The sequence below is a fragment of the Microscilla marina ATCC 23134 genome (assembly GCF_000169175.1).
Taxonomy (GTDB): Bacteria; Bacteroidota; Bacteroidia; order Cytophagales; family Microscillaceae; genus Microscilla; species Microscilla marina.
In genome coordinates, this window is sequence record NZ_AAWS01000035.1 from 44,925 (window position 1) to 58,261 (window position 13,337).

Annotated in this window: 8 protein-coding genes and 1 pseudogene; 6 read left to right on the top strand and 3 right to left on the bottom strand. The window is 41.2% G+C overall.

Annotation, left to right across the window (positions count from 1 at the left end):
- Nucleotides 1-217: 217 nt before the first annotated feature.
- The 5 genes from M23134_RS25575 to M23134_RS25595 all read left to right on the top strand — a co-directional run bounded on the left by M23134_RS25575 (nt 218) and on the right by M23134_RS25595 (nt 10,618).
- Nucleotides 218-2,557: a fibronectin type III domain-containing protein gene (locus M23134_RS25575; protein WP_002701134.1), complete on the top strand. Its 2,340-nt coding sequence runs from the start codon at nt 218-220 to the stop codon at nt 2,555-2,557.
- A 39-nt stretch (nt 2,558-2,596) separates the two neighbouring features.
- On the top strand, nt 2,597-6,967 hold the full coding sequence (locus tag M23134_RS25580; protein ID WP_157558645.1) for a toxin glutamine deamidase domain-containing protein: 4,371 nt from the start codon (nt 2,597-2,599) through the stop codon (nt 6,965-6,967).
- 14 nt (nt 6,968-6,981) lie between these two features.
- On the top strand, nt 6,982-8,157 hold the full coding sequence (locus M23134_RS25585) for a SiaC family regulatory phosphoprotein (protein WP_002701137.1): 1,176 nt from the start codon (nt 6,982-6,984) through the stop codon (nt 8,155-8,157).
- A gap of 288 nt (nt 8,158-8,445) precedes the next feature.
- Complete coding sequence (locus M23134_RS25590) at nt 8,446-9,981, top strand: polymorphic toxin-type HINT domain-containing protein (RefSeq protein ID WP_045114334.1); 1,536 nt, start codon at nt 8,446-8,448, stop codon at nt 9,979-9,981.
- Nucleotides 9,982-10,099: 118 nt separating this feature from the next.
- The gene (locus M23134_RS25595; RefSeq protein ID WP_002701141.1) at nt 10,100-10,618 is read left to right on the top strand and encodes a hypothetical protein; all 519 of its coding nucleotides are present in this window, start codon (nt 10,100-10,102) and stop codon (nt 10,616-10,618) included.
- A gap of 94 nt (nt 10,619-10,712) precedes the next feature.
- Here M23134_RS25595 and M23134_RS42235 read toward each other — a convergent pair.
- The 3 genes and pseudogenes from M23134_RS42235 to M23134_RS42240 all read right to left on the bottom strand — a co-directional run.
- Nucleotides 10,713-11,282: pseudogene (locus M23134_RS42235) on the bottom strand (IS630 family transposase); the annotation flags it as partial.
- A 63-nt stretch (nt 11,283-11,345) separates the two neighbouring features.
- The gene (locus M23134_RS25605; RefSeq protein ID WP_002701143.1) at nt 11,346-11,735 is read right to left on the bottom strand and encodes a helix-turn-helix domain-containing protein; all 390 of its coding nucleotides are present in this window, start codon (nt 11,733-11,735) and stop codon (nt 11,346-11,348) included.
- A gap of 175 nt (nt 11,736-11,910) precedes the next feature.
- On the bottom strand, nt 11,911-12,180 hold the full coding sequence (locus tag M23134_RS42240) for a hypothetical protein (protein WP_045114335.1): 270 nt from the start codon (nt 12,178-12,180) through the stop codon (nt 11,911-11,913).
- Between M23134_RS42240 and M23134_RS42245 the strand changes: the two genes are divergently transcribed.
- Complete coding sequence (locus tag M23134_RS42245; RefSeq protein ID WP_232296835.1) at nt 12,136-13,326, top strand: polymorphic toxin-type HINT domain-containing protein; 1,191 nt, start codon at nt 12,136-12,138, stop codon at nt 13,324-13,326. The genes M23134_RS42240 and M23134_RS42245 overlap by 45 nt on opposite strands.
- Nucleotides 13,327-13,337: the final 11 nt, after the last annotated feature.

Sequence of the window (13,337 nt, forward strand, 5' to 3'; positions counted from 1 at the left end):
CATATCGGTGCTTCAAGCCTATTAACTATTTTATAGAACGCTGATTTTTAGTGGTTTATAAAATAGGTAGATAGAAGTCGATGGTCTATACAAGCTAACGGCTAAGCAAGCAAAAACAAAAAAAGCTAATAGCTAAAGCTCAACAGAGCCTAAAAGCCAGGAACAAAAAAGCTAATGGCTAAAGCTCAAAACCAACTACTTAAACCAAACCAAGGTCATGCGTATCCATTTATTCAAGTGCCTTATTATTGTGGGAGTTTTGCTCTTAGGAGCGAGTGGTTATACCACCGCCCAGCAAAATTACAGCGTGAAGATCATTGCTACCGTAGCCAGACCAGTTTCTCCCTACCTCTTAAATTTCGGATATAACCACTCGCTTCAATTGACCATGGTGCTCAACGGCTTGACCTCGTACGCTGGTTACTTGCGGATCAAATTGGAAAGCGTGGATGGGCGGGGAATTGTCATACAAACGCGGGATAGTTACCGACCTTTGCTCGACCTGGGACCTAGCCAGACCCTGAGCGGCTCCGAGTTATCGGGTTATTTCTCCGCAAACAACCTGTCGTTTTCGGGGTACTCCCGGCAGCAGTATTTGAAAACGAAAAGAATCCCTGACGGAATATACCGATTATCTTTTTCTTTCGTGGATAGATTCAGAGCCAATGTCTTGGTATCTAATGTAGACATTCTGTCGCAAAAAACGTTGCGGGTATTTGCTTTGCAGCCACCCATACTGAATTTTCCGCTAATGATGAGTCAAGTTAATAAGACCAATCAAAGCTTAAAACCCATTCCGATCAGTTGGACAAGACCCGCTAACACCCCATTTAATCCTGAGTATGAATTGATATTGAACGAGCTACGCCCCGATTGTCAAAACCAATATGCGAATATAAACGCAAATAACCAAGCCGCCAGTCGAATATCTCAAGGCGAAATATTCAATTGCCTGGGTCCCGAAATATTTCGTGCCACCACGACTGGTTTGAGCTACAACTATGGCATGCAAGCCGAACCTGCCCTGGGCTTGGGTAAATGGTACGCCATTCGCATCCAGGCGCGCGACCCCCAAGGCAGAACTTTGTTTATCAACGATGGAGTAAGCCAGATTCGGGTGTTTCGTTATGGCAAACCTTGCCCCATCCCGATTCGCTTAAAGGCAACTGCCCTCAATCCCTACCAAGTACAGCTTGATTGGGATGCCTTGCCCGACCACACGGGTTATACCCTACACTTCAAGCGCGAAGGCGATGCCTACAAATGGTACACCCAACGTGCCCTCTCTAACCGCACCCAAATTAATGATATGGAACCCGGAGTATCCTATTCGTTCAAACTTACCGCCAACTGCAATGCCTTTGGCAGCGAAGAAACTGCCACCGTAGATTTTAGAATGCCCACCCCCAAGCCCACCGGAGTACAATGCGGCAAACCCCTGGTGGTAGACCTCAGCAATCAAACTCCTATCTCAAATTTGCGAGTAGGCGATAAGATCATGGCGGCTGACTTTGAATTTACCTTGGTAGAAGTCAAACCCTTGGGGAGAGGTTGGTTTTCCGGGCGAGCCTACACCCACATCAATTATTTTCAGGGAGCCAGGGTATTTGCCCGGTTCGACCGCATCAAGATCAACACCGACAAACGCCTCATTGATGGGGAATTGACGACCACTGGGGCGGGCACCCAAATCATACCCGACGAGTGGCGCGACCAATACCTGAGCTTTACGGGCGAAATCAACAATTTATTTGACGAGATAGAAAGAGGGCTGGATAAAATAGACCAGGTGGTAGGCAAAATAGACCAGGTACTGAAAAAAGTAGAAACCTGGGTAAAAAACTACGATGGCCCCGACAAAGCCGAGCTACTGGAAACCATCCAGATTGGTAAAAAGGCGATTGAGGATGGGAAAGAGGCCATCGACAAAGGCAAGGTGACTGAAGGGCTGAAAAAGTTGAAGGATGGAAGTGGGAAGATTCTCAAAGTAGCGGGCAAGCTGGCAAAAGAAGCCCTGGAAAAACTCTGGCAGGAATTGAGTGATTTGTTTAGAAAAATCGTTCAGGCAATCAAAGGCGATGACGACGCCCGGCAAAAGCAACTTTCCGGACAAATGGATAGTTTGAGTGTAACCATCAACACCGAAGTAGATAAGCTACGCCCCACCATTGCCCCCGAAAACGCCCCCGCACCACAGGCAGACTCTACTACCTTGATGGTGATAAGCACCGATGTAGCAACCGCCACCTCGCGGTATCCGGTGACCAAAGGCTACCTGGAAGCCCGACAAAAATACGCGGTGGTGAATGTTCAATACCAACAAAAGAAAATCCGGTTAGTGTTGTTGGTAGAATTGCTCCAAAAAGCCGACAAAATGGCCTTGGTGGTGAAGCAGATCAAAGACAAAGCAACAAATATAGTGGAGGAATATAGCCGCCTCAAAAAGGCAGGTAAAAACGAATTAGAGATCATTAACGGTTTGAAGGAGCTGGTAGCCCAGTTTATCAATCAAGCCGTAGTCACCCCATTTTTAGAAGAAAACGGGCTAAAAAAATAAGCAAATATGTGGATGATTCAACACAAAACTTTGAATACTATGTTGTATACCTTTCTCAAAAAATACACTTTGCTGCTTTGTTTGCTTTTGGCAAGCCTGAGTGGGCAGGCAAAAGAAACCGACCCCGAAATACAACGCCGGATTGCCACAGGTACTAAAGAATTGAAGGCAATCATTGCCCAAAATGCCTGGAACAACGCCCGTGGTTTGTCGCACCTCAACCGCTATGTGTTTGGCAACACCAAGTGGATCAAAGTACACCAACAAGCCATTGACAACTCGGCGGCAGAAGCGATCAACGCCTTGTTGGTCAAGTACAACGAACAAGCTGCTGGGGGCAAGCCCTATGTCTACAACGCGGTAAAGTTGTATGTCTACCTGGGGGGCATTCAGGGGTTCAAAGCCCCCAAACCTGCCAAAAACGAGACCATCGCCCAAACCATTGCCCGCATGAAGCGGGAGGGTGACCGCCGTTTGTATGAATATACCCAATACCAAACCGCCCTCCGAAAAGAATACAAAGTATTGAAGGGAATCATGAAAAGTGCCCCGGCTGCCTTTCAAAAATCGACCTACCAAATGCTGGCTGGGCTGGCCATGTACCTCGATGTGTACCCCGAAAAAATCGCCTTGAAACCCAACGAAGTATTGGTCGCGGGCATCCACGGCATATTGCCCAATGCCTCGCTCAGCAAAACCGATGGCGCCATTGCCCCCGTGTTGCGCAGCCAAATGCGCCCTTATATGAAAGCAGTGATCAAGGAACAGCCCCAGCTTACCCCCACCGAAGCGCGCCAACGCCGGGCACAAGCCACCCAAAAGCTGGTAGAAGCATTGCTTGCCCAATTGGGCAATTACCACCCGGTAAAAAATCCGGCGAAGATTGACTTGAACGCCGAAATGCCCAAGCTCCTGACTATGACCCACCAAGCCGCCAAAGTAGAAGCCATGCAAAGCCAGGTGCCTACCCAAGCCCAATCGGAGCTGGCGGGCAAGGTAGAGGTATGGAACTACACTGGGCTCAAGGCGAAGGGTTTTCGTTGGGCAGCTACCGAAGACGATAAAATGAGGGCAGAGTTTGTCAAGAAAATTGTGTTGGTGGTCACCAACTCCCACACCTCCCGGAGCACCTTGTTTGACATTGCCAACCGCCGGGGGCGTTTTGACCCTGGCGACGATGAAATGGTGTTTTGGGTGCATTATACCGATGCCCGCCACCACACGGCTACTTTTTGGTACAGCCAGCAAGTAGAAGAAGCCCTGCAAGCCCTCAAAGCCAATGCCGGGGTGCGCAAGCTCTTTGAGCAAATGATGCGCCGGGGGGTAGACGAGATGGGCAAAAGTCTGACCCAGGTATGCGGGGCAGTACATTATGTGACCCGAATGCTGACTAACTGCATAAAAGCAGGGCAGATACCCGAAAAGTATTGGAACCGGGAACACAAAGATTATATCAAAAGTATGCGCTGGGTGCTGGCCATTGTTGCCATGGATTTTAGTGGGGGTGAGCTGGCTACTCGTCATTTTGCCCTGAGCTGTGGTTTGTGGAATGGCACCCTCAAAACGGTGGGCGATATTACAGGGCTGGTGTCTATGTTTACGGGCTATGTGTCTGACCCTAAACTGCGTAGTCAGATGGACGCCATGTTTAAAACGCTCAAAGACAAGGGCTTTTTTAACCTCATTGGCGAGCAGTTTGGCAAGCATTTCAATGCCTTGGGTAAAATCAACCACAAGTCGTTTTACCTGTTGGGCGAAGACATTATCTTTATTTTATCGATGGCAACCGGGGCAGGCGAGTTGGGCTTGTTTGCCAAAGGGGGGAAACTGGCAAAGTTGGGGCAAGGGCTCAACGGAGCCGTCAAAGGAGGCAAAGCGGCGCTTACGGTGGCGCAAAACAGCTTCCGGGTGTTGCGTCGGCAGTTGGCGGGGCAAGTCAAGTTTGTCTACCGCAAAACCACCCAGGCTTATGACATCGTGGCATCGGGCAAGGTGATCGCTACTTTGCAGGGAGGAAAGATCAAAGTCAAGCGTTGGATCAATACCACCCAAGACAAAATACTGCACCCCAAGTCGATGGACAACAGTCCCGATGGTAAATTTATCGCAAAAAATGAAAAAGGAGAGTATGGGGTTTGTAAGGCAGATGGCAGGGGCAACTACCAGTTTGAGCAAGCGGGTTTTTATGCCTCCCTAAAACCTGCCGAAATACAAAGACTCCGCAAAGTAAAATGGAATAACCGCGATGAAGCCCTCGATTTGTTTATCCATGCCGAAGGCAAACAACACTTCGCCTACCTGGAAAATGCCCAGGGTAATCTGCAAAAAATAGATGTCAGCACCCAAGACCTTGCCAGCATCGTTCGCACCATTGACCCTGGCGCTACCAAACCCATCCGCCTACTTTCGTGCAGCAATATGAGTGCTGCCCAAGACTTCTCGAAAGCCCTGGGCAACCGCCCCATATACGCCACCGATGCCATTGTGCGGGTACACGCCGATGGAGGCATTACCACCATTGCCAGGTCGGGCAGCAAAACCAGTAAATGGCGCAAACTGCAAAATGGCAATGATGTGGGCAGGGCACCTAAGCCTAAGAAGCCAAGCAGAGCGGCGAAGAAGGAGTTTGTGGAGATGGGGCAAGTCAAGTTGCCCAATGCGGTGGAAAAGAAACTTGCGGAGCTTCATATAGATAAAGCGGAATTTATGAAGGATTATTCTTCTATTCAGCAAGCTGTAGAGGCTAATCCAGGGTTAATTGAAGGGTGGAAGGTGTTAAGTAGTGATGTCACTATAAGAACTGATGCTAAACATTTGCAAGGTGTTTATGAGCATTTGAAGGCTAACCCAAGCAAATTAGATGAAGTTAAAAAAGGCTTTGAAACTGCTACTGATAAGCGAAAATTCTTGAGTGGTTTAAAATTGACTAAAAAGAAGATGGAGCTTATACATAAAGTAACATACAAAAGCATTGACTATCAGGTTTTTAGAAATAGAGAAGGGTCTGTATTTATTAAGTTTGATAATGGAGGCGTTTCTGCTGCTACAGGAAAACCTAAGCTAAAAACATTAGGACGAGGATCTATCAAAGATGGTGTCTTTGATGGACAACTTACCATGAAAAATCAAAAAACAGGTAAATATTGGCATCCTGATATACGTGGTAGTTTTGTTCTAAAAACCCTGATTGATACAGAGATTGCAGCAGGAAAGCAATTCAAAGCATTTAAGGCTAGTTGGAATCAAAACTTAAGTGATAATCTTGATAATTTCAATGCAGCACTGCAACAAGGTTTAAGTAAAGCCGAAGCTGCAAAAAAAACTTGGACTGGTATCTGGTTAGACAAAAACTATAAACTTGGTAAAATTACAGATGATGACTTTTCAGGGATAATGAATCCTGATGGTATTACTTATCAAAACGTAAATGTTAAGTTTAATATTTTTCAGCCATCTAATACTTGGAAAAACATTCCTGACCACCCTAATCTACCCTACTTGAAAGCAAGCGTACAAAAGTTGGGTGAAAATTTAGAAAAGGTTTTTGTTAAAGATTTAGAAAACAAGGCATTTAGAGAAGGGGTGTTCGAAAATATAGGGCTTGTAAAAGGTTGGGAAATACTCTACAAATCAGGAAATGCAAGAGATATAACAGCACTTTATAAAGCTTGGTTAGGTTCTATAGGTGTATCACCACAACACCTTTTAAGAATTGATAAGTTTGGCGATGAAGCTCTAAAAGTGTATAGGGCATTAGGTAAAGACCTCCAGGGACAGCAAATCACTGTAGACAAACTTCAAGATTTAGAACTAGTTGCAAAATGGTTTCAAAAACAAGAATTAGATTATTTATGGGGGTTAAAAGGCAAAATGAAATCTGTGGTAAAGAGAAATATACCTAAATGGAATAGAATGAAAGAAGTATTAGGGATAGACTTAGCATACCAAATCGTAATAATCAACAAAACAACTAGAGGCAATCGAAACTGTGTATACTGTAGTTTAAGCACAGATTACTTACTTAAAGGCGGTGAGCTAGTACCTGTTAAATTTAACCCTCCGAAAGGAACATCTACTCCTTCAACCATTTCTGAAAAGTGGTTTGGGAGAAAATATAGCAATAATCCAACTTCTATTAAAAGTATAAATACAGAAATGAAAAAACTTGGGGATGGCGCTACTGGTATAATAGCTTGCAAATTTAATAATCCTCAAAAAACAGGTCATGCTTTAAATGTAGTAAATATTAAGGGAAATATCTGGGTTATTGATGCACAAGCTGTTTCTAGAGATTACTTAATGACTCTAGATGAGTTTTTTCAAAAATTTCATTACATTCATCTAATGAATACTACTGGTGTTATGCGAAAAAAACCTCCATTAAGCCAGTTTAAGGAAACGATGAAATAAATACCTTTACTCGAATGGGCACTCACTTGACGGAACAAATAGTAATAGATTGGGTAAAACAAATCCTTGATTATATTAATAATAAATTTCCATTGGCTCACTTGAGGGTTGATAAAAATTGTATTTTGGAAACAAATGATGTATGGTTGGTGAGGTGTCAAAATAATGAATACCTTAGTACCGGAGATGTCAGATACCAGCTTCATGCTTTTCCAGAGCCCTTTATATTAATAGATAAACGGGATTATCAGATATACTTAGTCAGAGATGCATATTGTGAAGAATTACCTGAAGCTTATAAAAGCTTTAGGGGTGGAGGGTTTTATGATGTAATTTTTGAAGAAGTACTATATAAAAATATTACAGCAAGTCAATCCTTGATAGAAATATCTTCTCCTGATTTACTGGAAGAAGTATCTTCTATATGGCAGGGTTCAACACATCTACGTTCCATCAATGAGCTTTGTTACAGTAATTTTAGTAATTTATCAAAAGAAGATGTGCTTGCACTTGCTGAAGCAGTCGCAAGACAGGAGGGGCTCAATAAGAGTAATGAAACCGTTGAGTTAGTTGTAAGCAATCTTAGCTCTGTGGATTCTGTTTGGTTTGTTGGATTCCAAAGCCAAGCATTCTTACTATCCAATAAAGTGCAAGATATGCTCTTGGGAAACCCTGTTTATTTAGTGGACAAGCAAGATGGTAAAATATATGCTTGTGAAGGATCTGGTGAAGGGCTGTTGAATGATTTCTTATATCATAAATATGGGTGGCATTCTGAGTTTTTGTGGGAACCTCTTAATCTACCCAAAATAAGATTAGAGTTGCCAAAAACAAAAGAAACTCCTTATATATGTTTTAACGCAGATAAAGGTATTTTTAAGATTGAAGGAAAATCTACTATTCGAGAGGATGAACTTTTCTTTGCTTTTTATAGACCTGTGGTGGATTTTTTAGAAGGCTATAAACAAATAGCCTTGCCAAAGTCAGTTTTTTACTTTGATATAGAATATTTAGACGAAAGAAGTAATGGTTTCTATTTTGATATTTTTGGTAAGATAAGTGAACTTCAAGAGTTTACAAAAGTTTATGTTATCTGGTACTTTGAGGATGATGATCAAGGAGACATTGGAGCAGAATATTTAGAGCATTTCTCTGATTTATCAATGGAGTTTGTACAAAAAACAAAATAGTGTATATACCAATGCATTGGTACGCCCCCCACTGTTGCGCATTTTAGTGCGTTCCTTTTTCTACGAGCATTTATAATGCGGTTATGAAGCAAACGAAACACTGATTATTAGAAAGTGAAAGCCAGATCATTTGTCTATGGCTTTTTTATGAATAAACTTGTCTAGCTTTTACATCTCTCAGCAAAGCATCCAGATTATATAAAATGCACTCTCTGTCTTTTTTCGGGGAGTGGGGAATGCATTTGTTTCTTTCAGCCCCGCTGGAGTAAGTCTCAGATGGCGCAAGCGATGAACAAGCTCAGGAAAAAGGGAGTTTGGAAGCTCGTAAAAGAAGAGTATAGCAAAGCCACTTGCAACAATTTTGTTACCAACTATACCCAAGGCAAGGTGTTGGTAGACCTGCTGTCTATTTATGTAGGGGCTCCTAAAACAATCAATGGTTTTATTGAGTTTACGGGCAAACAACTGGATAACCTGACTACCAAAATAGCCCCCACCCTCACCAAGCTCAACCTGGTGACCAAAAAATTGAGTAATAAGGCGATTAAATTAGTGAAAGAAAGTGGGGTTTTTAAAATTAAAAAAGCAGATAAAACCCTTGCCCAATTAAACCCCGAAGGTAAGCTGGAAGTAACCAGAGCTTTGCGTACCCAACCTGCTGGAGACCTGGCAGCATTGAGGGCACGAGGGGAGGCTACCCAACCCATAGCAGCTCGTTTGCCCGATGGCACAGAGATGAACATTGTGATTTATAAGCAACGCACCAATGCAGGCGAAGAGTTGGTGCACTGCCAACCCAATGGCAAGCGCACTTGTTTTGTGGCGGGTACGCTTATACTGACTAATAAAGACCACAAAAAAATAGAGGACATCCGAGTGGGCGATTGGGTATGGAGCTATAATGAAAAAACAGGTAGGCAAGAATTGAAGCGGGTAACCAAAGTGTTTGTAAGGCAGACCCAAAAACTTATAAATTTATATTTTGGCAACGAAATTATTCAAACTACGCCTGACCACCCATTTTATCTGGAGGGCAAATGGGTAAAGTCAGGCAATCTGAGCCAGGGTGACAGTTTACACTTGTTCTGTTCACGCAGGTTGGCATTGGATAGTCTGGTCAAGGTAGATACCAATGCCAGGGTTTACAATTTTTCGGTCACCAAGCACCACAACTATTTTGTGGGGAAAGCTGGGGTGTTGGTGCATAATGCCAATGGGTATGATGATTTGCTTGCCCGCACCAACAGTCAACCACTCAAAGATAAAATCAATGCCTTGGGCAATGACAAGGCGAAGTTTTTAGATGACTTTAAGGATGTAGATGCTGTTTTGGCTAAGTTTGAGGCAAAGCCTGAGTTGGTAGATGGGTGGAAAATTCTTTATCCAGAGCCTTTCTTTAGAAAAAGAATAGAAGATTTAGAAGTTGTTGCAAAATATCTAGAGGGAAACCCTGGTAAACTTAATGATATACTAAAGGAATTTAAAAATACAAAAGGCACAATGCCACGACGTAAACTGTTATTACAGTGGGAAAAAAGTAAAGCAAATTATGTATCACGGTTTGTGGCAGGCAAAACCTACAAGGTCGATGTCTTTGAGGCTTGGAGATCAGAGGTCAAATATGGGGCTGAATCTATTGAGAAAATACGAAGACTAAAATTAAAGATGGAAGCAAATGGCTTTGACCCAAGTTATCCAATAATTGCAATTGAATATAAAGGGCAAGTATTGTTGGTAAACGGTCATCATAGGTTAGCAGCAGCAAAAGCTGCAGGAATAAAGGATGTCCCGATTCGCTTTTTGGATGATATTGAGTTTTTGTGAGAAGCAAAACAAATGCAAATGTATAGCAATAAAGAATCATTGTATCAAACCGCTAAATCACTTAAGGATCAACCAGACGCATTGCCATCTGACTTGATGCCTAAAAAATAAGAAGAATATGGGACTGAAAGAAGTATATATTAAAGGACAAGTTATTAAACTAAAGGATACTCTAAAACTTCAGAGTAACCTTAATGTTTTACAGAAACAAAATATTTTTGGGCAAGAGGACGATTTCACAAAGATAGCCTTGGTTCTCAATTGGAGGTTCAAATATGTGAGTTTACATTATAAAAACTTAGAGCAAGCAGGTGAACAAGCTAATTTATTATTTGATCTGACTGAATCACAAATTATAAAAATAGATGACTATGGGGAAGGAACATATATTGTATATACAGACTTATTTGAAGTTATTTTACCAAATGCTATAGATAATAAAGAAGTATCTATCCAAACAAATAACGAAATCTATCATCACAATAATGAAGCTGAGCTAGTAAAATTATTATCAAAAGTCGAAGAAATGTATCTACTAGGACTTCTTACAATTAAAGAAAGGGAAAACCAAAAACTTCGACATTACGAGTTAATATTTAGCAAAATTATAAATGAAGATAAATGGTTTTACGAATAGCAAGTAAAATTGATATCCCCCACCTGGCGCAAGTTTAGCGAAGCGTAACTTGTGCCTATCTTTTCAGAATGCGTCTAGGGACGACACTGGATAATTAATAAAAAGCAACATCAGGATTTTCAAAAAACTTCTTGATGATGCTTTTTTTGTTTTTAAACTCCCGAAGTATTTGCTTTAGCTTTCGGCCTAATTTTTTGACAGTTGGAAATACCTGATTTTTCATTATTACATTTTTTAGATAATTCCATACTTGCTCAGAAGCATTTAACTCAGGAGAGTAGCTAGGTTGTTTGACCAATAACAACCTACCTTCTGGTAATGTCTCCAAAAACTCCTGCACTATTTTACAATGGTGGATACTCGCTCCATCCCATATCAGAGTAACAGGGATATCAGTTTGTTTAATCAGTACTTTTAGAAACTCTACGATTGCCTCCCCATCATAAGGCTTTTTTTGGTGTGTATACACTAATTGTCCTTTTTCAGAAATTGCTGCACAAACCATATAGCTTTTAAAACCTTTATCCCAAAGTGGTAGGTGCTGAGTTTTTCCCACAGGAGAATAGCTTCGTTGCTTTAAAGGGTTAAGCAAAAAACTGGATTCATCACCATAAAAGATCACTCTACCCTCTTTTTGAGCTTGTTTGCGCAATTCTGGTAAACGTTGTTCTTTCCACGTTTTGACACTTTTGGCATCCTGTTTAGGGCAGTAAGTGTCAGGTTTAGTTCAACTCCACCTAATTTTTTGTAAAATCTTACTAATATTGGACAAACAATAATCCAAACCAAAATGAGAAGAAATTAACTTTTGAACACGGCTGCGATCCCAGTAATCTTCTGAATATCCATAGTCAGAAGCTCCTTTGGATAGTAATTGCTCAAGTGTTACCAAGTCTGAGGAATCTAAGCCTGAGGTTGGTCCGCTATGAGGCACAGAGGCTATACCAGAAAACCCATCAGTAGCATAGTTTTGTAAGGTCTGACTGACCAAACCTTGACTACAACTCACTACATCAGCTATTTCTTCCTGAGTTAAATCATGCTTTGAGAGACGTACTATTAATTGACGACGGTATTCTTTTATATCTGTATCTTTGGTGATTTCTAGTGTTTCCATATATATACAATATAAAATAAATTGGAATCTCGCAAATGGGGCTATAGTTGAATACAGGTCAATATTAAATCACAAGTGTCGCCCCTACTCGCATTCCTGTTTTGGAAAAACAGTCTTATTAAAACATTGATTGTTAGATAGTTAAAACCAAGTCATTGTACTTGGTTTTGTTATTTTAAGAAGCCAATTGTTGTTCAAAAAATTCTTTGAACTTCTTTTTAGTCAAGAAAGCATCAATCACTTTGAAGACTACATTTTTTTCGTCTTCATCCAGCAAAGCAATCAATTTTACCTTTTCAGTGAGGCTTTTATCTCCTATAGTTATTTCTTCAGGTACATTCCCGTCAAAATTAACAAGCTCCTCACTCGTACAGGCTACAAAAAAATAGAGGACGTTCGAGTGGGTGATTGGGTATGGAGCTATAATGAAAAAACAGGTAGGCAAGAATTGAAGCAGGTGACTTCTACCGTACAACTCAAGGCAAGTTCACTGGTATTACTTAAGCTAGGAGACGAACAAATCTATGCTACCCCCAACCACCCATTTTATCTGGAGGGCAAATGGGTAAAAGCAGGTAATCTGAGTCAGGGAGATAGTTTACACTTGTTCTGTTCACGCAGGTTGGCATTGGATAGTCTGGTCAAGGTAGATACCAATGCCAGGGTTTACAATTTTTCGGTCACCAAGCACCACAATTATTTTGTTGGGAAGGCTGGGGTATTGGTGCATAATGCCAATGGGTATGATGATTTGCTTGCCCGCACCAACAGTCAACCACTCAAAGATAAAATCAATGCCTTGGGCAATGACAAGGCGAAGTTTTTAGATGACTTTAAGGATGTAGATGCTGTTTTGGCTAAATTTGAGGCAAAGCCTGAGTTGGTAGATGGGTGGAGGGTGTTGGATGAAGCTGGGGAAACTGCATTAAGAAAGGATATTGGGGAATTACAAAAGGTAGCAAGTATTAAGCAGGTTGGGTATAAGGATTGGGTTAATTTATTAAAAAATGTAGAGTTTAAAAAGATCTATGATGGATTCAAAAATGGCTCAGTTGCTAGAAAACATTCTAAAGAATTATCCTTACTGGAAGAAACAAGCATTAAGTTTTATACCAATGAAACGTATTTTAAATTTAATAATGCGCTAATCCAAGGTTCTAAATCTGATGATACTTTAGCACTAGAGAAATTATTAAATAAAAGTTTGGATAAAACCCCATCTTCTCCCGGTAAATATTATAGAGGCATAGGCAAGCCTGAAATAGCTATGCTAAATAAATTAAAAATAGGAGGTGAGGTGCCTTATAAAAATTTCGTGTCGACATCCAGCGATATTGGGACAGCAGGAACGTTTGCAAGAAAAAACAATACAAAAACAGGAGAAGCAGCTTTGGTTATTATTGAATCTAAAAATGGAAAGAATATCAAAAAATATTCTGATGCAGAATTTGAAGCAGAGGTATTACATAAAAGTGGTTCTAAATTTATATTAAAAAGTATTGAAGAAAATAAACTTCTAAATGCTTTTGAGCATCAGTTTGATTATATGCCACCTGTATATGGCAGAAAATATACAATCGTAGAAAAGTAGATTTATGCTAA

Excerpts from the sequence above, each read along its gene's own strand:
- M23134_RS25575 (WP_002701134.1), top strand. The coding sequence starts at position 218 with ATGCGTATCCATTTATTCAAGTGCCTTATTATTGTGGGAGTTTTGCTC.
- M23134_RS25580 (WP_157558645.1), top strand. The coding sequence starts at position 2,597 with ATGTTGTATACCTTTCTCAAAAAATACACTTTGCTGCTTTGTTTGCTT.
- M23134_RS25585 (WP_002701137.1), top strand. The coding sequence starts at position 6,982 with ATGGGCACTCACTTGACGGAACAAATAGTAATAGATTGGGTAAAACAA.
- M23134_RS25590 (WP_045114334.1), top strand. The coding sequence starts at position 8,446 with ATGAACAAGCTCAGGAAAAAGGGAGTTTGGAAGCTCGTAAAAGAAGAG.
- M23134_RS25595 (WP_002701141.1), top strand. The coding sequence starts at position 10,100 with ATGGGACTGAAAGAAGTATATATTAAAGGACAAGTTATTAAACTAAAG.
- M23134_RS25605 (WP_002701143.1), bottom strand. The coding sequence starts at position 11,735 with ATGGAAACACTAGAAATCACCAAAGATACAGATATAAAAGAATACCGT.